Source organism: Allobosea sp. 05T422_2 (assembly GCF_056396265.1).
The window spans coordinates 25,195-48,362 of the sequence record NZ_JBFTLD010000017.1; the positions used below are offsets into that span (position 1 = coordinate 25,195).

The window sequence follows — 23,168 nt, forward strand, 5'->3', positions numbered from 1 at the left end:
CGCCTTCACGCGCCTTCCAACTCTTGTGGTCCGCGATGGCCACGCGACCGCCGCTTCCGCGCGCTCGGAGCAACGCAGTAGGTCKCCGCCGTGCCGCCGTGCCAAAGCCGATGTGAAGCTCGCGCCGAACGCTGGCCGGAAACCCCGACCGTGGCGATCACAAATCATGAGGAGTACCGTGTGGTGCTCGAACGCATTGGCCAGATCGAGGATCTCAGGAAGATCAGCGATTCCGAACGCCTCGAATTGAGCATGCTGAGAGCTGCAGTCGAGGATTATCAAGCCCTATCCGATTGCAGCTCCAAGCCAACGGCGTCATCTGATCTTGTCTAGCCGCCTCGCTACCTGAGGCGAGACGCCACTAGGCGTGCGGCGGCGCCATCGGCGCGACCGCCGAGTAAGATCTCACGCAAGCGACGGAGATCTCGGTGACGGAACCGGTGACGAACGGGTATCCGACAAAAGTYGTCTACATCGGCGCGCCTATCGTACTGGTGTTAGACCCGCCGATCTGTATGGTTTGCCCCAAAAATTAATGGGGGGATCAAACAAATAATGCCCGAAAAATATAAGGGCTTCGAGCTCAAGGGGAGCACGCTTCGCAAAAAATGCGAGGTTGCGATTAATCTGGGCGACAAGCGGCACCACATCGCCACAGGCGATACAATGGACGACGCCTATATCGCAGCCCGTGCCTGGCTTGATCGGTCCTTTGCTGCTGCAAAGCAGGGCCGACGCGAAACCCACATCGCAACTGCTGAACAGTATGAGACGTACCTTCGCACCCAACTTCTAAAGCGGTACGAGCGCGCGATGCTGGCGGAGAACGCAGCCGGAATCAAAACGGCAGGCGAGCTCGCTCGCGCTGCTGGATGGTCGGATTACGGGACGGCGAATCTCCATTACGGCAAGTTGGGTCGAAAGGTCGGTGAGGCGCTTTYGCTGACCTTCAAGAAAATGGAACATGATGGATCGGATTTTCTGATCAGCGCTCTCGCCAACGAAGTTAGCGGGACTAAGACAGAGCGCGTGAATTGGAAATTTGAGATGCACCCAGAACTTGTGCAGGCACTAAAAACCGTTGGCATTGTCGAGTAGCCGTTGGCGATGGTGATTTCACCCCGCACGCGTCATTGGGGGCCTCGGCGCCTCGGCGCCTCTGGTTCTTCGGCAGCGGCGAGTGGTGTTGATCCGCCCCCGCCGAGAGGTCCGGGTTGAATGTTAGTGGGCGGTTGGCAACGGCAGCCGCGCGCTTCCCGCTATGACGTCGTGAAGACCGCGCTATCTMGCTAGATTGCTCTTTTMGGGTAGAACAGCACCTCCTCACGTCAGCCACAGCGGGGCTTTGATCGCCGGAGGGGCATATTCGAAATAAACCGAGTCTCCTCGGCGGAACCCGTAGTCAGGGACCCCATTAGCTCGCGTGACACGATTCTGGTCGGCAATGAAGCCATTGGGAGTCCGATTTTCGGTGAACTTAGCGGATTGGTGTCGGGTTATTCGTGTGCAAACCGGCATGCGATTGGCCGCACATAATCGACATTTTTCTTAATCCTACAGGCAACAAATAACTGATAAATTTGACGGCCCCTACGCTCGAAATTGCGGAGGCTAGCTTCGGCGCCCAATGGGAAACAAGCCGCGCCGATACACATGTTGGCCCAGCGCAATTCGCTTAGAGACATTGCGGCACTGCATAATCAGAGGATTCTCGCTCCTCAAGGAGTGAATTCCAGGCCAATAGCGTTTCGAACAGTTGGTTCGAAGTTACGCTATTCGGGCGCGCCATTTTTGGCTCCTTCTCAGGAGCACTGCTTACGGTTCGTTTTCAGGGCCATTTGTAAGCTTTCATTCAAGCACGATTCAGCGCTCTGCACTCGGCCGAAGGCCATGGGGTGGTCGATCTTCGCCAACGCGTGTCGTTCTGCCAGCGATCGATCCGGCCGCGTGTCGGTCATGTGCCCGGTCGTCCCATGATTTCGGCGCGGTTCGCGCGATCATGGCCCATTTGACCCCACGCGCCTATCGCGGGGCCTGCTGGGCCGAATCGTCGTGCATCCAGTCTCTCGATCGCCTGCTGAGCATTCCCCGTGAGCAGGGTGGTTGTTGCCGCTCCTTGTCGACCGCAAGGCAGCGCCGCTGCCAAGCGCTGGCGACTGCGCGCCAATTCGAAGCGGCGTGGCTCAGCGTGAGATCCGACGAACGACCGGGCGCAATGGACTGAGCATGATGCGGCACCGTCACTGCTCAGATGCTGCGATCCGTTTTGGGGGCGAAGCCGAAGAGATTGCCACCCGATCGGTCCACGGCAGGGGAACAGCTGCCGTTCAAGGACGTTGCGCAACCAGGAGGACGCGCGATGAAGGCTTCAGTGATGACGCTATTGCTACTCACCGCATTGGCGGCGAGCGCCTGCAACACGACCCAGCAGAGGATCGGCGGTGCCGCTGCCGGAGCGGGAACGGGCGCACTTGTCGGTGGTCCGGTCGGTGCGGTCGTTGGGGGCGCTGCGGGGGCGGTCACGGCTCCCACCGTGGTGCGCGCAACACGGCGTGCGACGCGTTAGCCGTAGGCGCTGAGCGGCCGCTGACTTCGGACCATTTCAGCCTMTTCCACCGCCTCAGGCTCGGCGCGGACGCATATCATCGCTTGCGGGTTGCGGGTGGTTCAGCCGTAACGCCCCTCGAGCCGCCGATCGATMCCTAGTGCCGCGAGCGTGCAGAGCGCGCCCGAGAGCAGATAGACGCCAACCCAGGCGAGCCCGAATTGGCTGGACACGGTCAGCGCCACGAGTGGCGCGAAGCCCGCGCCGAGCAGCCAGGCAAGATCCGAGGTCAGCGCTGCGCCGGTATAGCGGTACTGGGTGCCGAAGCTCGAGGCCACGGCGCCGGCAGTCTGGCCGTAGGAGAGCCCAAGCAGGCCAAAGCCGATGATCACGTAGATCGTCTGCCCGGCCAGGCTGTCGCCGAAGAGCAGGGGGGCGATGATGCTCGACAGGCTGAAGAGCGCGATCATTCCGCCAGAGACAAGGAGCGTGTTGCGGCGGCCGATCTGGTCGGCGATCAAACCGGAGGTGACGATCGCGCCGAAGCCAACCACGGCGCCGGCCGCCTGCACCATCAGGAATTCCGAAACCGAACGTTCGGTGAAGAGGTTGATCCAGCTCACCGGGAAGATGGTGACGAGGTGGAACAGCGCGAAGCTCGCCAGTGGCACGAAGGCGCCGAGGATGAKGGTGCTGCCGCGCGCCCTGACCAGTTCAAGGACCGGCATGGGCATGAGCTCGCGGGTTTCCATGAGCTGGGCGAACTCGTGGGTTGCGACCATCCGCAGCCGCGCGAACAACGCCACGACATTGATCGTCAGCGCGACGAAGAAGGGGTAGCGCCAACCCCAGTCGAGGAAATCTTCCCGCGACAGCGAGCCTTCGAAATAGGCGAACAGCCCGGCGGCAAGGATGAAGCCAAGCGGAGCACCGAGCTGTGGCAGCATGGCGTACCAGCCGCGGCGGCCGGYGGGCGCGTTGAGGGCGAGCAGGGAGGAGAGCCCATCCCAGGCTCCGCCGAGCGCGATGCCCTGCAGGAGCCGGAAGATCGCGAGAATGATGCCGGACCAGATGCCGATCGTGGCATAGCCGGGCAGGAAGGCGATGGCGGCCGTCGCGCCACCGAGGAGGAAGAGCGCAACGGTAAGCTTGGCCGCGCGGCCGTGGCGACGGTCGATCGCCATGAACAGCACTGTGCCGATCGGGCGGGTTATGAAAGCCAGCGCGAAGATCGCGAAGGCATAGAGCGTCGCGGTCAGCCGGTCGGCGAAGGGGAACACCAGCTCGGGAAAGACCAGAACGCAGCCGAGACCGAAGACGAAGAAGTCGAAATATTCGGAAGTCCGGCCGATGATCACGCCGATCGCGATCTCGCCGGGCGAGACATGGTCGCGCCCGTGCTCGTCCGTCAGGTGGCCCGATGTATGGTTCGCTGCCTCAGCGCTCATGACCGGGAACCCCTCGTTATCGGGCGGGTCGGATCGTACGGGCTTGCCCGCACCTCATGCAAATGGATACGGTGGATCGCAGATACCCGTCAAACCTTCGCAATGGGACAGATTGTCTGATGGGTGATGCGAAGGAATGGGCATAGAGAAGGTTGTTCCGGCGGCAGGGAGGTCTCGAGTCTCTTGCGGATCCTTCGATTTCTAACGGTTCTGCCTGTTTTCGCGATGCTCGGCGGCTGCCAGATGGTACTCTTGGCACCGTCCGGCGATGTTGCCGTGCAGCAGCGAAACCTGCTGCTGACCTCCACGGCGCTGATGCTCCTGATCATCGTGCCGGTGATGGCGCTGACGGTGTTCTTCGCCTGGCGCTACCGCGCTTCGGCCAACGCGACCTATGACCCCGACTGGCACCATTCGCTGCCGCTCGAGGTGGTGATCTGGGCGGTTCCGTTGCTGATCATTATCGTCATCGGTGCGATCACCTGGATGGCCACGCATCTGCTCGACCCCTACCGGCCGCTCGGGCGCATCAGCGCGGCGAAGCCGGCTGCCGCTGCGAGGATGAGCGAGAACGCGCCACCGCAAGGGCCGTTGGTCATCCAGGTGGTGGCGCTCGACTGGAAGTGGCTGTTCCTCTACCCGGAGCAGGGCATCGCCTCGCTCAATGAGGTCGTGGCGCCGGTCGACCAGCCGATCGAATTCCGGATCACGTCCTCCACCGTCATGAATTCCCTCTTCATTCCGGCGCTGGCGGGGCAGATCTACGCCATGCCGGGCATGCAGACGAAACTCAACGCCGTGATCAATCATCCCGGCGATTTCGAGGGCTTCTCGGCCAATTACAGCGKCGCCGGCTTCTCCGACATGCGCTTCCGTTTCCGCGGCGTCGACCGCCRGGGCTTCGAGGCCTGGACCCGAGCCGCGCGCGAAAAGGGCGGGCCACTCGGACGCGAGGAATATCTGGTGCTGGAACGCCCAAGCGAGCGCGAGTCGACGCGGCAGTTCCGCGATGTCGCACCGGACCTGTTCCAGGCGGTCCTCAACATGTGCGTCGATCGCGCCAAGATGTGCACGCGCGACATGATGGCGATGGATGCCAAGGGCGGCGGCGGCAGGGAGGGGATCTCGACCGTGATGGCGCTCGAATACGACAAGAGCGTGCGCCGGGGCGGGCAGCCGATGCCGCCGCGCCCCTTCGTCACGGCGATCTGCACACCCGCCGACGTCTACGGTACCGCGGGCGTCACCGCCCGCGTTGCCAACTGAACCGCGTCCGAGATGGTCGCCGCTAGCGAGACGAGGGATCCATGACCTCCTATCCCGAATGGTGGAAGCTGGTGTTCGGCCGTTTCACCTTCGAAGCGCTGCCGCTGCACGAGCCGATCCTGGTGGCGACCTTTGCTGTCGTGGTGCTCGGCGGCCTTGCGCTCCTCGTGCTGATCACGCGGATGAAGGCCTGGGGCTATCTCTGGAACGAGTGGTTCACCAGCGTCGACCACAAGAAGATCGGGATCATGTACATGATCCTGGGGGTCATCATGCTGCTGCGCGGCTTCGCCGACGCGCTGATGATGCGGGGCCAGCAGGCGATCGCTTTTGCCGGCAGCGAGGGCTACCTGCCGCCGCACCATTACGACCAGATCTTCACCGCCCATGGCGTCATCATGATCTTCTTCGTGGCGATGCCCTTCGTCACGGGGCTGATGAACTTCGTCGTGCCGTTGCAGATCGGCGCGCGGGATGTCGCCTTCCCATTCCTCAACAATTTCAGCTTCTGGATGACGGTGGGCGGCGCCGTGGTGGTGATGGCCTCGCTCTTCATCGGCGAATTCGCCAAGACGGGCTGGCTTGCCTACCCGCCCCTCTCAGGTGCCGCCTACTCACCCGGGGTGGGCGTGGACTACTATCTCTGGGCGCTGCAGATCGCGGGCGTGGGCACAACGCTCTCCGGCGTCAACCTGGTGGCGACCATCATCAAGATGCGCGCGCCCGGCATGGACATGATGAAGATGCCCGTCTTCACCTGGACGTCGCTGTGCACCAATGTCCTGATCGTCGCGACCTTCCCGATCCTGGCGGCGACGCTCGCGCTGCTGACGCTCGATCGCTATGTCGGCACCAACTTCTTCACGAACGATCTCGGCGGCAACCCGATGATGTACGTGAACCTGATCTGGATCTGGGGGCACCCCGAGGTCTACATCCTGATCCTGCCGGCCTTCGGCATCTTCTCGGAGGTGGCCTCGACCTTCTGCGGCAAGCGGCTCTTCGGCTATGCCTCGATGGTCTATGCGACGGTGGTGATCACCATCCTGTCCTACCTCGTCTGGCTGCACCATTTCTTCACGATGGGCTCGGGCGCCAGCGTCAATTCCTTCTTCGGCATCACGACGATGATCATCTCGATCCCGACGGGCGCGAAGATCTTCAACTGGCTGTTCACGATGTATCGCGGCCGCATCCGCTTCGAGCTGCCGATGATGTGGCTCATCGCCTTCATGCTGACCTTTGTCATCGGCGGCATGACCGGCGTCATGCTGGCGGTGCCGCCGGCCGATTTCGTGCTGCACAACAGCCTGTTCCTGGTTGCGCATTTCCATAACGTCATCATCGGCGGCGTCGTCTTCGGCATCTTCGCCGGCATCGCCTACTGGTTTCCGAAGGCCTTCGGCTTCAAGCTCGATCCGTTCTGGGGCAAGCTCTCCTTCTGGTTCTGGGTCGTCGGCTTCTACGTCGCCTTCATGCCGCTCTATGTGCTCGGCCTGATGGGCGTGACCCGCCGCTTGAATCGCTTCGAGGACCCCTCGTTGCAGATCTGGTTCGTGATCKCGGCMWTCGGCGCSGTGCTGATCCTGTTCGGCATCCTTTGCTTCCTCATCCAGATCGCGGTCAGCATCATCCGTCGCGATGCCTTGCGCGACACGACCGGCGACCCCTGGGACGGGCGCACGCTGGAATGGTCGACGTCCTCGCCTCCGCCGGATTACAATTTCGCCTTAACCCCTGTGATCCACGACCATGACTCGTGGTCCGACATGAAGAAGCGCGGCTATCAGCGCCCGCTCGCTGGCTTCCGGCCGATTCATATGCCGAGGAATACCGGGGCCGGTGTCATCATCGCGGGCTTCGCGACGCTCTGCGGCTTCGCGCTGATCTGGCACGTCTGGTGGCTGGCAGCGCTGACTTTCGTGGGCGCCGTGGCGAGTGTGATCACGCACAGCTTCAATTACGACCGCGACTTCCACATCCCGGCAGAGACCGTACTGCGCGAAGAGGATTCGCGCAGCAAGCTGCTGGCCCGGGCCTGAGGAATGATGATGGCGAAGGCGGCAGCACAGGTCCCGGTCCGAAACGGCGCCCCGACGTTCTACGTCACGGAAGAGGAGCACGAGCACTCCGGCGGCTCCACCATGCTCGGCTTCTGGATCTACCTGATGAGCGATTGCCTCGTCTTCGCGGTGCTGTTCGCGACGTTCGGGGTGCTGGGGCGCAACTACGCGGCGGGGCCGTCCGGCGCCGACCTGTTCGATCTCAGGCTGGTGGCGGTCAATACCGGCCTGCTGCTGGTCTCCTCGATCACCTATGGCTTCGCCATGCTGGCGATGGAAAAGGGCCGGCAGGCCGCAATGCAGAGCTGGCTCGTCGTGACCGGCCTGTTTGGCCTCGGCTTCCTCGCGGTCGAGCTTTACGAGTTCGCCCACCTGATCCACGAGGGCGCGACGCCGATGCGCAGCGCGTTCCTCTCTTCCTTCTTCACGCTGGTCGGTACGCACGGGCTGCATGTCACTTTCGGCCTGATCTGGCTGGTCGTGCTGATGAGGCAGGTCGCAAGACACGGACTGATCGAGGCCAATTGCCGCCGGCTGATGTGCCTGAGCATGTTCTGGCACTTCCTCGACATCGTCTGGATCGGCGTCTTCACCTTCGTCTACCTGATGGGCGTGCTGAAATGAGCGGAAGCCAGAATCACGCCGAGCCGCATGGCGAGCACGGGGACGCCCATGGCGCTCCCCATGGCAGCCTGCGCGGCTACATCACCGGCTTCGTGCTTTCGGTCATCCTGACCGCGATCCCGTTCTGGCTCGTCATGAATGACGTGCTCGGTCACGCGACTTTGACCGCGCTCGTGATCATGGGTTTCGCGGCGGTGCAGATCGTCGTCCACATGGTCTATTTTCTTCACATGAACGGCCGCTCCGAAGGCGGCTGGTCGATGATGGCGCTGATCTTCACCATCATCATCGTGGTGATCGTGCTCTCGGGCTCGCTGTGGGTCATGTACCACCTCAACGCCAACATGATGCCGAGCGACATGCACAGGATGTGAGGCTGGCGTCGTGACGTTCCCGGACGCGGGGCAGGGGCGCCKACCGCGCACGGCCCATGTCGTTTTTGTCGCCGCAGCCTGCGTGCTTGCGCTCATCTTCGCAGGGCTCGGCATCTGGCAGATGCAGCGGCGGGCCTGGAAGCTCGACCTCATCGTCCGTGTCGAGGCACGCATCCACGCGCCGCCAGCGGCCGCGCCCGGGCCGGCGGAATGGGGCAGGATCAACGCCGCCACCGACGAATATCGCCGCGTTGCATTGCAGGGGCGCTATCTCCCCGGGCCGGAAACGCTGACGATGGCGGTGACGGAGCGCGGCCCCGGCTTCTGGGTGCTGGCGGCGTTTCGAACGGATGCCGGCTTTACCGTTCTCGTCAATCGCGGCTTCCTGCCGGAGGGGCGGCGTGGGCCGGACGAACGCCGCAAGGTTGCCGGCGAAGCGGCGAGTCCCATCGGGTTGCTGCGGCTGAGCGAGCCGGGTGGCGGCTTCCTGCGTGCGAATGATCCCGCCGCCGGGCGCTGGTATTCCCGCGATGTCGTGCAGATCGCGCAGGCACAGGGCGTCGGAGAGGTCGCACCCTATTTCGTCGATGCCGACGCTGTCTCCGAGCCTGGCCCGCTGCCGCAGGGCGGGATGACACAGGTCAGCTTCCGCAACACGCATCTTGTCTACGCGCTGACCTGGTTCTGCCTTGCATTGATGAGCGCGGGGGCGGCGGCCTATGTGATCCGGGGCAAGGCCGACGAGCCGCCGTCAGCATAAATGCAGCGAACCCGCGGCTTCCGAGGTTCACCAAGCCTCATCGTCCTTGCCAGGTCGGCGCGCGCTTGGTGAGGAAGGCCTCGATACCCTCTCGGAAATCGGCGCTCATATAGCACATCAGGATGAGGTCGCTTTCCCTTGTGCGGTCGGATCTGGTGATCCGTCGCATCGCTTCCTTGGTCGCGCGCAGGGTCAGCGGTGCATGGCCAGCAATGGTCGTGGCCAATTCCTTTGCCCGCTCCATCAGCGCGGCATGGTCGGAGACGAGTTCAGTGTAGAGACCGATCCGGTGGCCCTCGTCGGCATCCATCAGCCGCGCGGTAAAGACGATGTCCTTGACCCGCGCCGGTCCGAGCAGGGTGGCGAGCCGCGCATAATTGTTCATGGACAGGCAATTGCCGAGCGTGCGCGCAACCGGGAAGCCGAAGCGGGMGTTGCGCGTCGCAATCCGGAGATCGCAGGCGCAAGCGATGCCGGCGCCTCCGCCCGTTGCCGCTCCCGAGATCGCCGCGATGGTCGGAACCTGGCAACTTTCGATCTTCTGCAATGCACCGTCGATGCGTGCCTCATAGGTCAGCGCATCCTCCGGCTTGTCGAAGGCGCGGAACTGCGAGATGTCCGTTCCGGCGGCGAAGGCTTTCTCTCCCGCCCCGGTCAGAACCAGAACCTTGGGTGARCCATGGCCCTTGAGATCGGAGCAGATCTCGGCGACACGGTCATACATCGCAAATGTCAGCGCGTTGCGCGCCTGCGGCCGGTTGAGCGTAATCCAGCCGATCCCGCTGTCGACCTCATAGCAGATCTCGTCACTCATCGATTCCTGCTCTCCTTCCTGCAGCCGGCATCAGGGGAACCGCTGTCGCCGGCGCCCGGCTGGAGCGCGGCGTCGGACCGGCGTGCGCCRGAACCTGTGTCGGACATCGTTTCAAGCTCAGTCCCTCAGGGCCTGGACCACGAAGGAGAAGCCGCCGAGCGCAACGACGCCGTCGAGCAGCAGCGTGTGGACCTTGAGCGGTATGCGGGCGAGCAGTGCTCTGGCGAGCCAAGCGCCCGGAAACATGCAAAGCCCGATCACCGCACCGAGCCAGACCTGCGCGCTGGTCAGGACTGCTGCCTGCCCGAAGACCAGTGTCTTGGTGAGATGCATGGTGAGACCGACGATCGCATCGGTCGCGACCAGCGCTGCACCGCCAAGCCCGGCGCCGAGCAGGATCGGGATCATCAGCAATCCGCCGCCGATCGTCGTGCCCGAGAGAAAGCCGAAGAATGCTGACGCGACGAGAACGCCGGTCGGCCCGATCTCGAAGCGCCGGCCGGCGAACAGGCGCTTGAGCACCACGATCGCGATCAGGAAGATCCCGAGCACCAGCCCGATCGCCGCCTCGTCGAGTCGGGTATAGAGCACCGCTCCGGCAAGGCAGCCGGGGATCGCCGCCGACAGGATGCGCCTCGTGACGGGCCAGTCGATCAGTGTCCGGAAGGCGCCGACGCGCGCGACATGACTGAGCAGCATCGCAACGCTGATCGTCTGCACCACGGAGGCGACGCCGATGATCGGGGCCAGCACCAGCGACAGCACGATCGCGCCGCCCGAGCCGGTGAGCGCACTCAGCAGCGATCCGACCAGGGCGGCTGTGCCGACGGCGAGCGCCGTCACAACCTGCACGGCCGATCCGAGCAAGGCCGGGTCGGCCACGAGGCTCATGGCAGATAGGCTCCGCCATTCACATGCATGGTCTGGCCGGTGAGATAGCGCCCGTTCGGCCCGGCAAGATAGCGCACCATCGCCGCGACCTCCTGCGGCCGGCCGCGGCGTCCGACCAAGGTGGTGCGGTGTTTGTGATGGTCCGGCTCGGCGGCGGAGTGGCCGCCGCGCACCGTATCGATCAGGCCGGGGGAGACGAGGTTGACGGTGATCCCGCGCTCGGCCAGCTCCTGCGCCAGCGCTTTGGTGAGACCGTCGAGTCCGGCCTTGGCGGTGACGACATGGGCGCGTTGCTTCGCGCCGGTATAGGCTGTCAGTCCGCCGATGTTGATGACGGCGCCTGCGCCGCTCGCGGTCAGCGCGTCCAGCGCCGCCTGCGAGCACAGGAACGGGCCGTCGAGCGTGACGCCCAGCACCTGATGCCATTGCGCCAAGGTCATCGCATCGAAGGCCACTTCGCCACGGATCGCGGCATTGTTGACGAGGATGTCGATCCGGCCGAAGCGCTTGAGCGTGGCCTCGACGGCGGCGCGGACCGAGCCAGGGTTGGTGACATCGGCCAACTGCCAGGCGGCACGACCACCCTCGGCCTCGACTGCGGCGACCATTTCGCCAAGCCCTGTCTCGTCCGAGAGCGCCACGCCCATCACCGCTGCCCCACCGGCGGCGAGTTCGAGCGCGATGGCGCGCCCGATATTGCGGGCTGCTCCCGTGACCAGCGCAACCTTGCCGTCGAGTTCAGTCATCGCTCAGCCCCGTGCCGCCGAGAGGTCGACGCTGCCGCCGGCGCCGAGCGTGTCGAGCGCGGCGGCCATCTGCTCAGAGCGCTCGCGCGCCCAGCTCCCGAAGGCGGCGTTGTCGTGGAATTTCTGCAGGATATCGCCTGCGGAAAGAGGTTCATGCGCCCCGCCGCGCATGTGCGGCTGACGCAGCTCGCGTAGCGAGCCATCCGTGAGGGTAGCCCTGATATGGCCGCTGAAATTGCGCGGATACGCGTCTTCTGGATTGACGACATAGGACACCTTGGCGGCCAGCGCCCGCACGCTCGCCTCCGCCACGCGCTCCTCGGTGAATTGCCCAAGCCCGGCGCCGCCATCGATGAAACCGACGGCGACGCAATAGGGCGTCGAGAATTTTGCCGCATAGGCGTTGGGCGGCGCCTGTTTCAGCGCCAGTGGTTCCCAGAGCCGGTGCACCGTGCCTTCGCCGACCTCGCATTCGAGGCTGACGATGTCCTGCGCCTTGATACCCTGCTGCGCCAGTGCGATGGCGCAGTCGACGAAGGGCTGGGTCATCGTTCCGCAGGCATAGGGCTTGAAGGCGAGTGTCTCGAGCACCCAGCTCTCGCCCAACCCGTCGAGCAGCGGCGTGAAATCCGGTGCCTTCGACGGAGCGAAGGCGCGGTAGAAACCGTGATGGCCCTCGATCACGGTTGCGGGTCCGAGGAAGCCGGCCTCGGCCAGCAGGGCGGCCCGGATGCCGGCCTGCGCTGCCGCACCGGCATGGAGCCGCTTGGTCCAGCTGCCGTCGGCGAGATATTCGATGATGCCGGAGGCCAGGCTGCCGGCGACGCCGATGGCATGCGCGATCAGCTTCGGGGGCAGGCCGAGGGCGCTCGCCACCGCGGCGGCAGCTGCGGGAGCGCCGATCACCGCGGTCGGGTGAAAACAGGCCTTGTGAATCGCTTGCGGCGTCACCAGGCTCATTCGGCACATCAGCTCGGTGCCGACTGCAACACCGCGCAGCACGGCTTCGCCCGACAACCCGCGATGCTCCGCCGCCGCCAGCACGGCCGGCACGATCACGGCGCCGGCGTGGATCGGCCCGCCCTCGAATGTATCGTCAAAATCCTCGCCATGCGCCGCGGTGCCGTTGACCAGCGCGGCGTCATAGGGGCCCAGGCCCGATGCATGGCCGATCGCGGTTGCCTTGCCCGACGACGCGGTCGAGGCCAGGGCGGCGCGGACATAGTCGGTGCCACGCGCCGCGACGCAAAGCCCGGCGACGTCGAGCAGCAGCAGGCGGACGGTCTCCCGCGCCTTGGGGCTCACCCTCGCATGGGCGGCGAAGCTGGCGAGCCGCAGCGCGACCGGCTCATCGGCGATCGAAGTCTGGTGGTTCACGCGTGCGCATCCTTGAGCTTGGCATTGCGCGCGTCACGGAATTCGCGGACGAGCGAGAGGGTGACGAAGACGGTCGATGCCAGCAGCAGGCCGACCGCGATCGGGTCTTCGAGGAAGATCGAATGGTCACCGCCGGAGAGCAGCAGCGAGCGGCGATAGCTCGACTCGACCATGTGACCGAGCACGACGCCGAGGATCAGCGGCAGGAACGGATACCCGGCGCGGCGCATCAGGTAGCCGACGAGGCCCATGCCGAGCGCGATGCCGAGATCGGCAAGCGAGGTGTTGAGCGTGTAGATGCCCGACAGGATCAAGGCGAGGATGAAGCCGGCGAGATAGGCGCGGGGCCGGTTCACCAGCCAGACGCAGACGGGCAGCAGCAGGATGCCGACGACGATCTGTGCCAGGGTCGCGATGAACGAACCGAGATAGAGCCCGACCACGACATCGGCATTCTGCTCGAACAGGCGTGGCCCGGGCAGCAGCCCGTGGATCAGCAGGCCGCCGAGCAGCACCGCAGTCGAGTTCGAGCTCGGAATGCCGAAAGAGAGAAGCGGGATCAACGCGGTGCTGGCCACCGTGTTGTTGGCGGTCTCGGGCGCAGCGACGCCCTCCTCCGATCCCTTGCCGAATTTCTCCGGCTCCTTCGACCAGCGCCTGGCCTCGTTAYAGGACAGGAAGGCCGCAATCGAACCGCCGCCACCCGGGGTCAGCCCCTCGAATGTGCCGAGCAGGCAGCCGATGAACTGCGAGCGCTTGAGCCTGTTCATCATGCTCAAGCTGGGCAGGCGGACCTTGACCTGTTCACGCAGGCCGCCAATGTCGCGCGAGCCGGACTGCATCATCAACTCGCTGACCGCGAAGATGCCGATCATGATCAGGACGGGTTCGACGCCTCCGAGCAGCTCCGGGCTACCGAAGGTGAAGCGCGTCACGCCCGAGATCGGGTCGGTGCCGATGGTCGAGATCATCAGCCCGACGACTGCCGCGGCGAGACCCTTGAGCAGCGAGCCGTTGGTCATGGAGGCGATGACGCTGAGGCCGAGAATGCCGAGCGCGAAATAGGAGGTTGGCCTGAAGGCGAGTGCGACCCAGGAGAGCGGCTCGGTCAGCATGATCAGCATGACCAGGCCGAACAGGCTGCCGATGACGCCCGACCAGAGCGAGATGCCCAGCGCCTCGCCGGCCCGGCCCTGCTTCTTCATCTCGTAGCCGTCGATCACGGTCGCGGCGGCCGAGTTGGTGCCGGGTGTGCGGATCAGGATGGCCGKGATCGAGCCGCCATATTCGGCGCCGATATAGGTGCAGGCCAGCATCACGATCGCCTGCACCGGCGCCATGCCGTAGGTGAAGGGCAGCAGCAGGGCCATGGTGATCGAGGCCGAGATACCGGGCAGCGATCCGCCGATGATGCCCCAGATGAGGCCGACGATCGAGAACAGGATGATCGGCGAGCCGAACAGGAGGTCGAATGCGATTCCGAGCGAATGCATCATCGTCCCCTTAGAAGAACCAGCCGGAGGGCTGATGCACGCCGAGCAGCTTGACGAAGATCGCCCAGTAGCCGACGGCCCCGCCCATCGCGATCAGCGCGGTTTTCCAGTTCGCCGCCGCGCCCTCGAAGAGAGCGATCGCGCCGATCAGGAGGGCAATGGCGAGCAGGTAGCCGATGATCGGCACGAGCACGACATAGGCCGCACCGAAGCCGAGGAAACCGAGCGCGCGCGGCAGCGGCGCGATCGGGTCGTCATCACCGGGTTGAGTGACTATCGCGGCTGGCTTCGGCGCCCGCGCCAGCGCGCCCTCGATGATGGCGCGGGCCACCAGGACCGCGCCGAACCCGGCCAGGGCGAAGGCGAGGATACGCGGCAATCCGCCCGCGCCGACATCGTCGGCGAGCGAACTCTCCGCGATGTCGCTGATGCCGAGGTAGTACAGGATCGCGATGGCGAGCACGATGAGCCCGCCTGCCAGATCCTTCTGAGCTGTTCGCCCGCTCATGCTACGGTCTTTCCCGACGGGTTGCGCACATGGTCGCTGGAGCGCGGCGTCACTTCAGGACGCCGTTCTCCCTCAGGAAGGCTTCGGTGACGGTGCCGAAGTTCTGGACGAAGCCCTGGTACTGGTCGTGGGGTATGAAGTTCGCGACCAGGCTCTCGGTTCTGTAGACCTTCTGATACTCGGGATCGGCCAGGATCTTCGGCACGACCTCGTCCCAGATCTTGGTGATCGCCGGCGGCAGCCCTTTGGGGCCGGCAAGGCCACGGAATTTGTCGAGCGCGATCGCGTAGCCGGATTCCTTCACCGTCGGGACGTTGGGGAAGGCTTCCATACGCTTKGCATCGAAGGTCGCGAGCAGCCGGATCTTGCCGGCCTCGAGTTGCGGACGAATCTCCGGGATCTCGCCGATGCCGATATCGAGCGTGCCGTTGAGCACGTTGATCATCAGGTCGCCGCCACCCTCATGCGAGACCACGGCGGGGGACACGCCTGCCGCCTTCTTGAGCTGCTCGGCCGCCTGGCGCTCCAGCGAGGCCGGATTGGCCGCGCCCCAACGCCCACGCGAGCTCTGCGCCTTGTCGATCACGTCCTTGAGGGTTTTGTAGGGGCCGTCGGCGCGGGTGTAGATCACCTCCGAGTCGGTGAAGAAGTTCGCCAGCGGCTCGACGTCCTTGTAGCCGTGCTGTGTCTTCGAGAGCAGCGAGGTGTAGATGTAGGTCGGCGTCGTCGCGTAGAAGACGCTGCCATCGGCGGGCGCCGTCGCCAGCCGCGAGACGGCGCGGGCTCCGCTGCCACCCTGCACGTTCTCGATGATGAAGGTCGCCTTGATGTATTTCGGCAGGTGCTTGGCCATCTCGCGCAAGAAGACGTCGCTGCCGCCCCCCGGACTCGAATGGGTGACGAGCGTGACCACCTTATGCGGGTAATCGACCGGCGCTTGCGCGGCGGCGCCGCCTGCCGACCAGGCCGAGAGGCTGGTGGCGACGGCTGTGGCGATGGCCAGATGTCGCATGGTTTCTCTCCCTGAGATCGATGAATGGGCCTCCCTGCTTCGGAGAGGCCTCGTTCGATTGGCGCGGCGGCGCGGCTTCTCCGCGCCAGGCCGTCTTACTGCGCGGCGTTGCGCAGCGGCCGGACTGCCGGCGTGGTGTCGAAGACGAGCTGCTCGACGAGCATCTCGATCCGCGGYAGGGCGTCGACGCCCCAGGCCAGATCGAGCAGCCTGTCCTGGGCGGCGTCGGTGATCGCGCCCTCGGCACACATCCGGAACTTGGCTTCGAGATCGGCGTCGCTGATCGGGTTGTCCGGGCCGCCGCGATAGCGCTCGTCGGCCCATTGCACGAGGGTCCGGCCGTCCTTGGTCTCGACCTCGATGCGCGAGCGGATCTTGTCATAGCCGCGCGCATCGATTTCGGGGTCGTTGAGGATTTCGGTGCGCTTCTGCATGTCCTGCATCGCCGGCGAGGCCACGAACGCGTCGTTGAACTCGTGATGGCTGGCGCGGCGACAGAGCGCGATCATCGAGAGCAGCGCGGGCATCGAGAACTTGGCCTGGAGGTGGTTCTGCGCCAGCGGATAGCGGATCGGCTCGAGGATGTTCCTGCCGGCAAAGAAGCGGATGCGCTCGACCTGCTCGGGTTTGAGGTCATGCGCGAGCACCAACGCCAGCATCGCGTCCATCGATTGGTGGGTCAGGATGCCGGACGGGTAGGGCTTGATGCTGATGCCGGGCTCAGCGATCGTCAGCGTCTCGCCGAAGCCCTGCGGCAGCTTCTCTTCCGAAAGTCCCTCGCCCATCACCTGGAAGAAGCCCCAGGTGCCGTCGAGGGCCGCCGGGTCGGCGGTGAAGCCGCGTGCCGCGAGAAGGGCCGCGGTGACGCCGTTTTCCGAAGCGCGACCGACATGAAGCGGCTTGGTCATCGTGCCGAAATTGCAGCGGATGCCGGCAGCGAAACTCGCTGCGATGCCGAGGGCATGCGCCACCTCAGCGCCCTTGAGACCGAGCAGCTTCGCGGCGGCGGCGGCGGCGCCGAAGGTGCCGACCGTGCCGCTGCTGTGATGGCCACGACGATAATGGCGCGGCGTCATCCATTCCGAGATCTTGCATTCGACCTCGAACCCCGTCTGGAAGGCGAGCATGAGGCGCTTGCCGTCAACGCCGCCAAGGCGTTGCGCCAGCACAAGCGCGGCGGTCAGCGGCGGCACCGAGGGGTGGGTCAGCAGGCCGTAGACATGGCGCGGGTCGTTCGAAACCTGGGTGTCGTCCCAGTCGTGAGCATGGCCGGCAGTGCCGAGCACGCGCGCCGCCAGCGCCGCGGGAACGCGGGTATGGCCATGGCCGATCAGCAGCGCCTCGGCCTTGCCGCCGGTTTCCGCCGCATCGGCCGCCAGCATGCGCACCGAGTCCTCAAGTCCACCGGCCAGGTAGAGGCCAAGCGTATCGATGATGCAGCGCCGGCCGATCCGCAGCGCCTCAGCTGGCAGGCCGTCGTAGCTCGCCCTCTCGATGAACGCGACAGCGGAGGCAGTAACGTGGTTGAGCTCGGTCATGGCGTATCCGGCTTTCTCTTGAACGAAGATCGTCAGCTGGTCAGACGCGTGGGCTGCGCCTCGGTCTTCCGGTAGGCGGCGAGCAGGCGCGCCTTGGCGCGGGCGACATGGTCGGAATGGGCGCGCTGGGCACGCTCGGGATCGCGGGCGGCGATCGCCTCGACCATCTCGCGATGCTCCKAGTTGGAAACCTCCAGGCCGCCGCCCTGCACCAGGCTGCGGGCACGAAACAGGTGCAGCTTCTTGACCAGCCCGCGATATTGTGCGGCGAGCGTGCCATTGCCGCAGGCATCGATGATGAATTCGTGGAAGGCGAGGTTGAGCGGGTAGTAGCGGTCGAAGTCGCGGTGGCGCGCGGCTGCTTCCATCTGCTCGAGATAATCCCTCAACCGCGCCACCTCCGCCTCGCTGACCCGCTCGGCCAGGAGCTTGCCGGCAAGACCGAACAGCACCGTGCGCACGTCGTAGATCTCGATGGCCTCCTCGACCGCCGGCTGGCGGATGAAGACGCCGCGATTGGGGATCAGCTCGACCAGGCCGAGCCCTTCAAGGGCCCGCAGCGCCTCACGCACCGGGCCGCGGCTGGTGCCGAAGCGGATCGCCAGATGGTTTTCGTTGACCCGCTTCCCCGGCGGAATCTCGCCGGCAAGGATCGCCCTCTCGATTTCGCGTTCGAGCACGCCCGAAAGCGAGCGGGTCCTCAGAATGGTCAGGGCATCGTCTGGAATGGTCATAGGTTCTGATATCAGCGTCTACAGAAAACTGTCAACAGTTTGCAATTCTCGAGTTACCATGCTCTCATGAGGTGGTCGCGCGTCCCGGGGAGGGAACAGATCGGCGCAGATCCACGCCTCCCGAGACCGATATCGGGACTTGGGCTTAAGGCTTGGATCTGCCGCCTGCCGCCTAGGCGCGGAGATCCGGTCGGCCCACTGCACAACCGTTCAAGTGCAGCTCAGGGTTGATCGTAGAATGCTTATTGTTGACAATCCTGAGGATTGGCCCTTAGCTCGTATCAAAATTGGGATAGCGGAGCAGGCGTACCCGCTCGCCGCCGATCCAGAAAAACGAAGCCCGGACCCCGGATGTCCAGGCGATATCGCGTCTGGGAGGATGCATTGGCGTTTCTGGAACTTGCCGATCTGACGATGCGGTACGGCGCGATGACGGTCGTCGATCGCGTCGATCTGAATGTCGAGAAGGGCAATCTCGTCTGCCTGCTCGGGCCGTCGGGTTGCGGCAAGACGACCACCTTGCGCCTCATCGCCGGCTTCATCACGCCCAAGGGTGGCGAGATCCATGTCGGCGGGCGCACGATCTCGTCGGCCGGCTGGAGCGAACCGCCGGAGCGGCGGGGCATGTCGATGATCTTCCAGAGCTACGCGCTCTGGCCGCACATGACCGTTCGCGAGAATATCGGCTATGGGCTGTCCCTCCGGAAGATGCAGGCGGCCGAGATCGCGCGGCTCGTCGACAAGATCCTCGACGTCACGCGGTTGAAGCCGCTGGCCGAGCGCTATCCGGGAGAGCTGTCCGGAGGGCAGCAGCAACGCGTTTCGCTGGCACGCGCGCTCGTCGTCGAGCCCGAGATCCTGCTGCTCGACGAGCCGCTCTCCAATCTCGACGCCAACCTGCGCGAGGAGATGCGCTTCGAGATCCGCCGGCTCCACGACGCCTATCGCTACACCACCGTCTATGTGACGCACGACCAGGCCGAGGCGATGACCACGGCCGATCTCATCGTGGTGATGAACCAGGGCCGGATCGAGCAGGCGGGCAGCCCGGAAGAGATCTATGAGCGGCCGCAATCGGAATTCGTGGCGCGCTTCCTCGGCGGCACCAACATCCTGAAGGGCCGGTGGCTCGATGCCGATACGGTCGAGTGCGGCCCGCTGAAGCTTCGCTGCGGCACCGGCGATTTCTCGGCCGGCGGCGATGGCGTCGTCTCGGTGCGCCATCATGACATCGTGCTGGACGCCAAGCCGCAGGGCGACGGGCCGAACCGGGCGCAGGGCACGGTCCTGCGCCAGGTCTATCTCGGCTCGCATCGCGACTACCTGATCGAACTTCCCGGCGGCGCGCAGATCCGCACGGTTGCCGAACCGCACCTCGCCATCGACCGCGGCCAACCCGTCTGGCTGCACTTTCCACAGGAGCACTGCCGCGCTCTCGCCCGCTGAACCGGGGGCGCGAAAGCAATCTCGCCAACATCATAACAATGAGGAGGAACGAGAATGACACGCCCAATGTTCGACAGACGATCCGTGGTGGCCGGCCTTCTGCTCTCGACCGCTCTCGGAAGCATGCCCGCTTTGGCGCAGGCTCCGGCCCCCTATCAGGTAACGCCGGAGCTTATCGAGGCGGCGAAGAAAGAAGGCACGGTCACCTTCTACACCGCGACCGACGTGGCGGTCTCGGAAAAGGTCGGCAATGCGTTTGAGGCGAAATATCCCGGCATCAAGGTGAAGGTCGAGCGTTCCGGTTCCGAGCGGGTGTTCCAGCGCCTCAGCCAGGAATATGGCAGCTCCATCCATAATGCCGACGTCGTCGAAACCTCCGACGCGGTGCATTTCGTCCTGTTCAAGCGCAATGGCTGGCTGGCCCAGGCCGTGCCGGCCGAGGTCGCGAAGGACTGGCCGAAGGAGGCCAAGGATGCCGACGGCTATTATGCGGCCTATCGCGCGCATCTCTCGGTCATCGGTTACAACAGCAAGCAGGTGAAGGCGGAGGATGCGCCCAAGAGCCATGCCGACCTGCTCGATCCGAAATGGCGCGGCCGCATCGTCAAGGCCCATCCCGGCTATTCCGGCACGGTGATGACCGGCACGGACGTCCTCAGTCAGGCGCTCGGCTGGGAGTTCTTCGAGAAGCTCGGCAAGCAGCGCATCATGCAGGTCCAGTCATCGACAGAGCCGCCGAAGAAACTCGCCCAGGGCGAACGTTCGATCGAAGCCGACGGCAACGAATACAACATGTTCATGCTCAAGGAGTCCGGCGTTCCCGTCGAGATCGTCTATGCGACCGAGGGCACGCCGATCGCCATCGGTCATGGCGGGATACTGAAGAACGCGCCGCACCCCAATGCCGCGAAGCTGTTCTACTCCTTCCTCTTCGACCAGGAGACACAACAGCTCAACAGCGATTCCGGCGGGCTTCGCTCGTTCCACCCGCGCGTCAAGGAGAAGGAGACGCGTACGCCGCTTTCCAAGATCAAGCTGCTCTATTCCGACCCGCTGAAGCTCGAGCCGAATATCGAGATGATCAAGAAGAAATACGAAGAGTATTTCGGCACCTGATCCGTTCCGCGCGGACCCCACGGCGCGGATCTTCCGCGCCGTGCATCGCCCTTTGACGAGAGCTGCACCCGGCGCCGGCGCGTCGCGCGCTGGCGGCGCACGGAGATCCTCATGACAGCGATAACCGGGATCGTGTCCGGAGTTCCCATACGCCACGTCACCATCGACTGGTCGCGGCCGATCTTCGTGCTGCTCACGGTTATCCTTTCGGTGCTGGTCGTGCTGCCGCTCGCATGGCTCGGCTACTACGCCGTGACCGATCAGTCCGGCAGCCTCAGCCTGGCGAATTTCAGGGCTCTGGTCAGCGATGCGACGCTGCGCCGGCCGTTCATCGTGGCGATCACCACGGCGCTCAGCGTCGGTGTGCTGTCCTGCGCCATCGCGACGCCACTCGCCTGGATCGTGGCCCGCACCGACATGCCGGGTCGCACGCTCGTGCGCGGGCTCGTCATGGCCTCCTTCGTGACCCCGCCCTTCCTCGGCGCCATCGCCTGGGAGATCCTGGCCGCGCCCAATAGCGGCATCATCAATGCCGTCTATCGCTGGCTGTTCGACCTCGATCCCTACGAGTACCTCGTCGACATCTACACCCTGTCCGGCCTCGTCTTCGCGATCGCGTGCTACACGTTTCCCTATGTCTTCACCTTGGTGACGAACGCGCTCGAACGCGTTCCGACCGAACTTGAGGAGGCATCCGCCATCCTCGGCGGTGGCCTGTGGACGACCTTGCGCAAGGTGACGGTGCCCCTCGTCCTGCCGGCCATGCTCGCAGGCTCGCTGATCGCGGTGCTGCAGGCGCTGACCATGTTCGGCTCGCCTGCCATCCTCGCCCTACCGGCGAATTTCCACGTCATCACCACCAAGATCTGGAGCCTGTTCCAGTACCCGCCCAAGCCCGGGCTCGCTGCGGCGGCGGCGTTGCCGCTGCTCCTCGTCACCATCCTGCTGCTCTGGACGCAGCGGCGCATCCTTGGCCGGCGCGGATACACCACGGTCGGCGGCAAGAGCGGCAGCGCGCGCATCACGGTGCTCGGGCGCTGGAAATGGCTGGCGCTCGGCTTCACCTTCCTTATCCTGTCGCTGACGGTGCTGATGCCCTATGCCGCGCTGGTGAAGACCGCGCTCACCCGCACGGTGGCGGAGCCGCTGACCTTCGAGAGCTTCACGCTCCACCATATCTGGTTCGTGTTCTTCGAGTTCTCGGCGACACAACTTGCGCTGCGCAACACGTTCCTGCTCGGCTTCCTCACCGCGACCATCGGCACGGCGATCGCGCTCGTCGTGGCCTATCTCGTCACGCGCGGCAGTTCGCGCGGGGCTCCGCTGCTCGGCTATCTCGCTACCGCGCCGGTCGCGATCCCCGGCATCGTCCTCGGCGTCGGCCTCTTCCTCAGCTATTCCAGCCCGATATTGCCGCTCTACGGCACGCTCTGGATCCTGCTGATCGCTTTCCTGACCATCGAGATGCCTGCGGGCTACCAGCAACTCTCGTCCGCCTTCAAGAGCGTGCATGTCGAGCTCGAGGAGGCGGGGCGCATCCTCGGCGCGACGCGGATGACGACCCTGCGCACCATCACCGCGCCGTTGTTGCGCTCAAACGTCGTGGCGGCATGGTGCTTCGTGTTCATCGGCACGATCCGCGAGCTTTCGGCGACGATCCTGCTGACCACCGCCGACACCAAGCTCGTATCGGTCATCATCTACGACCTCAACGAATCCGGCGATCTCGGCGCGATCTCGGTGCTCGGGATCATGCTGCTGATCGTCTCGTTCGCGGTCGTGTTCCTCGCCAACCGCCTGCCGCTCCTGGGCGGCGCGAAGGTCGCGCCGGTCCGCGGCTGATCAGGCGTCCGGGTAATGGCCGAGCGGGCCGAACAAGGCGGTGCGACTGATCAGGACATGCTCCTCCAGTGCAKCCTCGGCACCGGCGGGGTCGCGTGCCGCGATCCGTTCGAGGATCGCGCGGTGCTCGTCATTCGAGGTCGTCATCCGGCCGGGCATATCGAGGGTGCGGCGGCGCAGGAGGTGCATCTCGCGGTGGATGGCGGCGCATTCGGCTGCGAGGCGGCCATTGCCGCCGAATTCGACGATGGCTTCGTGGAAGCGCAGATTGCCGGGATAGAAGCTGTTGAGGTCGCCGGCTGCCATCGCGGCGTCCATCTCCGCGACATAGCCGGAGAGGATGGCCACCTGCTCGTCCGTGACGATGGGCGCCAGCAACCTGCCTGCCAAACCGTAGAGCGCCGCCCGTATTTCGTAGAGCTCGGCCGCCTCGCGCCCGTCGAGCGCGCGGATGAACACGCCACGGTTGACCACGACGTTCACCAGCCCGCTCTGCTCGAGTCCCCGGCATGCCTCGCGGATCGGCCCCCGGCTGACACCCAGCCTGGCGGCGAGCGCGTTCTCGTTGAGG

The 23,168-nt window shown here is 64.9% G+C and carries 21 protein-coding genes; 10 read left to right on the forward strand and 11 right to left on the reverse strand.

Going from position 1 to position 23,168, the window contains the following annotated elements:
- Positions 1-555 precede the first annotated feature (555 nt).
- Together AC1DJT_RS05365 and AC1DJT_RS05370 are read left to right on the forward strand one after the other, a co-directional pair.
- On the forward strand, positions 556-1,098 hold the full coding sequence (locus AC1DJT_RS05365; protein WP_476833675.1) for a hypothetical protein: 543 nt from the start codon (positions 556-558) through the stop codon (positions 1,096-1,098).
- A 1,261-nt stretch (positions 1,099-2,359) separates the two neighbouring features.
- Positions 2,360-2,566 (forward strand): hypothetical protein, encoded by a 207-nt coding sequence (locus AC1DJT_RS05370; RefSeq protein WP_441492172.1) that lies wholly within the window; start codon positions 2,360-2,362, stop codon positions 2,564-2,566.
- Positions 2,567-2,667: 101 nt separating this feature from the next.
- On the opposite strand, the gene AC1DJT_RS05375 is transcribed toward AC1DJT_RS05370, so the two are convergent.
- Complete coding sequence (locus AC1DJT_RS05375; RefSeq protein ID WP_476833676.1) at positions 2,668-3,993, reverse strand: MFS transporter; 1,326 nt, start codon at positions 3,991-3,993, stop codon at positions 2,668-2,670.
- 126 nt (positions 3,994-4,119) lie between these two features.
- Between AC1DJT_RS05375 and cyoA the strand changes: the two genes are divergently transcribed.
- From cyoA to AC1DJT_RS05400, 5 genes are read left to right on the forward strand one after another with little or no spacing between them, the layout of a single operon-like run.
- Entirely contained in the window at positions 4,120-5,259 is a 1,140-nt protein-coding gene (gene cyoA / locus AC1DJT_RS05380) for a ubiquinol oxidase subunit II (RefSeq protein ID WP_476833677.1), read from the forward strand.
- Positions 5,260-5,300: 41 nt separating this feature from the next.
- Positions 5,301-7,301, forward strand: a complete 2,001-nt coding sequence (cyoB, locus tag AC1DJT_RS05385; RefSeq protein ID WP_476833678.1) for a cytochrome o ubiquinol oxidase subunit I — start codon at positions 5,301-5,303, stop codon at positions 7,299-7,301.
- Between the two features lie 9 nt (positions 7,302-7,310).
- Positions 7,311-7,946: a cytochrome o ubiquinol oxidase subunit III gene (gene cyoC / locus AC1DJT_RS05390; protein WP_441505616.1), complete on the forward strand. Its 636-nt coding sequence runs from the start codon at positions 7,311-7,313 to the stop codon at positions 7,944-7,946.
- Complete coding sequence (cyoD, locus tag AC1DJT_RS05395; RefSeq protein WP_441477516.1) at positions 7,943-8,320, forward strand: cytochrome o ubiquinol oxidase subunit IV; 378 nt, start codon at positions 7,943-7,945, stop codon at positions 8,318-8,320. The genes cyoC and cyoD overlap by 4 nt, the downstream gene beginning before the upstream one ends.
- A 10-nt stretch (positions 8,321-8,330) precedes the next feature.
- On the forward strand, positions 8,331-9,080 hold the full coding sequence (locus AC1DJT_RS05400) for an SURF1 family protein (RefSeq protein ID WP_476833679.1): 750 nt from the start codon (positions 8,331-8,333) through the stop codon (positions 9,078-9,080).
- A gap of 37 nt (positions 9,081-9,117) precedes the next feature.
- Here AC1DJT_RS05400 and AC1DJT_RS05405 read toward each other — a convergent pair whose 3' ends face one another.
- The 9 genes from AC1DJT_RS05405 to AC1DJT_RS05445 form a co-directional block, all read right to left on the reverse strand.
- Positions 9,118-9,894: an enoyl-CoA hydratase/isomerase family protein gene (locus tag AC1DJT_RS05405; protein ID WP_476833680.1), complete on the reverse strand. Its 777-nt coding sequence runs from the start codon at positions 9,892-9,894 to the stop codon at positions 9,118-9,120.
- Positions 9,895-10,011: 117 nt separating this feature from the next.
- Positions 10,012-10,785 carry a sulfite exporter TauE/SafE family protein gene (locus tag AC1DJT_RS05410; RefSeq protein WP_441505613.1) on the reverse strand — a complete coding sequence of 258 codons (774 nt, stop codon included), beginning with the start codon at positions 10,783-10,785 and terminating at the stop codon, positions 10,012-10,014.
- On the reverse strand, positions 10,782-11,531 hold the full coding sequence (locus AC1DJT_RS05415) for an SDR family NAD(P)-dependent oxidoreductase (RefSeq protein ID WP_441505612.1): 750 nt from the start codon (positions 11,529-11,531) through the stop codon (positions 10,782-10,784). The genes AC1DJT_RS05410 and AC1DJT_RS05415 overlap by 4 nt, the downstream gene beginning before the upstream one ends.
- Positions 11,532-11,534: 3 nt before the next feature.
- Complete coding sequence (locus AC1DJT_RS05420) at positions 11,535-12,908, reverse strand: MmgE/PrpD family protein (protein WP_476768804.1); 1,374 nt, start codon at positions 12,906-12,908, stop codon at positions 11,535-11,537.
- A complete protein-coding gene (locus AC1DJT_RS05425; RefSeq protein ID WP_476833681.1) occupies positions 12,905-14,401 on the reverse strand; it encodes a tripartite tricarboxylate transporter permease in 1,497 nt (498 codons plus the stop codon). Before AC1DJT_RS05425 ends, AC1DJT_RS05420 begins: the two co-directional genes overlap by 4 nt.
- Before the next feature lie 10 nt (positions 14,402-14,411).
- A complete protein-coding gene (locus AC1DJT_RS05430) occupies positions 14,412-14,909 on the reverse strand; it encodes a tripartite tricarboxylate transporter TctB family protein (protein WP_476768805.1) in 498 nt (165 codons plus the stop codon).
- Between the two features lie 49 nt (positions 14,910-14,958).
- On the reverse strand, positions 14,959-15,921 hold the full coding sequence (locus AC1DJT_RS05435; protein ID WP_476768806.1) for a tripartite tricarboxylate transporter substrate binding protein: 963 nt from the start codon (positions 15,919-15,921) through the stop codon (positions 14,959-14,961).
- A gap of 95 nt (positions 15,922-16,016) precedes the next feature.
- The gene (locus AC1DJT_RS05440; protein WP_441505609.1) at positions 16,017-17,459 is read right to left on the reverse strand and encodes an MmgE/PrpD family protein; all 1,443 of its coding nucleotides are present in this window, start codon (positions 17,457-17,459) and stop codon (positions 16,017-16,019) included.
- Positions 17,460-17,491: 32 nt separating this feature from the next.
- A complete protein-coding gene (locus AC1DJT_RS05445; RefSeq protein ID WP_476833682.1) occupies positions 17,492-18,193 on the reverse strand; it encodes an FCD domain-containing protein in 702 nt (233 codons plus the stop codon).
- A 351-nt stretch (positions 18,194-18,544) separates the two neighbouring features.
- On the opposite strand from AC1DJT_RS05445, the gene AC1DJT_RS05450 reads away from it, so the two are divergent.
- From AC1DJT_RS05450 to AC1DJT_RS05460, 3 genes are all read left to right on the forward strand, one after another.
- Positions 18,545-19,639 (forward strand): ABC transporter ATP-binding protein, encoded by a 1,095-nt coding sequence (locus AC1DJT_RS05450; RefSeq protein ID WP_441492158.1) that lies wholly within the window; start codon positions 18,545-18,547, stop codon positions 19,637-19,639.
- A gap of 54 nt (positions 19,640-19,693) precedes the next feature.
- Complete coding sequence (locus AC1DJT_RS05455; protein WP_441492157.1) at positions 19,694-20,755, forward strand: ABC transporter substrate-binding protein; 1,062 nt, start codon at positions 19,694-19,696, stop codon at positions 20,753-20,755.
- A 111-nt stretch (positions 20,756-20,866) separates the two neighbouring features.
- Positions 20,867-22,597 carry an ABC transporter permease gene (locus AC1DJT_RS05460; protein ID WP_476768807.1) on the forward strand — a complete coding sequence of 577 codons (1,731 nt, stop codon included), beginning with the start codon at positions 20,867-20,869 and terminating at the stop codon, positions 22,595-22,597.
- Here AC1DJT_RS05460 and AC1DJT_RS05465 read toward each other — a convergent pair.
- Positions 22,598-23,168 (reverse strand): FCD domain-containing protein (locus AC1DJT_RS05465; protein WP_476833683.1); only part of this gene is annotated, 571 nt, incomplete at its 5' end.

Excerpts from the sequence above, each read along its gene's own strand:
- AC1DJT_RS05370 (WP_441492172.1), top strand. The coding sequence starts at position 2,360 with ATGAAGGCTTCAGTGATGACGCTATTGCTACTCACCGCATTGGCGGCG.
- cyoC (WP_441505616.1), top strand. The coding sequence starts at position 7,311 with ATGGCGAAGGCGGCAGCACAGGTCCCGGTCCGAAACGGCGCCCCGACG.
- cyoD (WP_441477516.1), top strand. The coding sequence starts at position 7,943 with ATGAGCGGAAGCCAGAATCACGCCGAGCCGCATGGCGAGCACGGGGAC.
- AC1DJT_RS05410 (WP_441505613.1), bottom strand. The coding sequence starts at position 10,785 with ATGAGCCTCGTGGCCGACCCGGCCTTGCTCGGATCGGCCGTGCAGGTT.
- AC1DJT_RS05415 (WP_441505612.1), bottom strand. The coding sequence starts at position 11,531 with ATGACTGAACTCGACGGCAAGGTTGCGCTGGTCACGGGAGCAGCCCGC.
- AC1DJT_RS05430 (WP_476768805.1), bottom strand. The coding sequence starts at position 14,909 with ATGAGCGGGCGAACAGCTCAGAAGGATCTGGCAGGCGGGCTCATCGTG.
- AC1DJT_RS05450 (WP_441492158.1), top strand. The coding sequence starts at position 18,545 with ATGTCCAGGCGATATCGCGTCTGGGAGGATGCATTGGCGTTTCTGGAA.
- AC1DJT_RS05455 (WP_441492157.1), top strand. The coding sequence starts at position 19,694 with ATGACACGCCCAATGTTCGACAGACGATCCGTGGTGGCCGGCCTTCTG.
- AC1DJT_RS05460 (WP_476768807.1), top strand. The coding sequence starts at position 20,867 with ATGACAGCGATAACCGGGATCGTGTCCGGAGTTCCCATACGCCACGTC.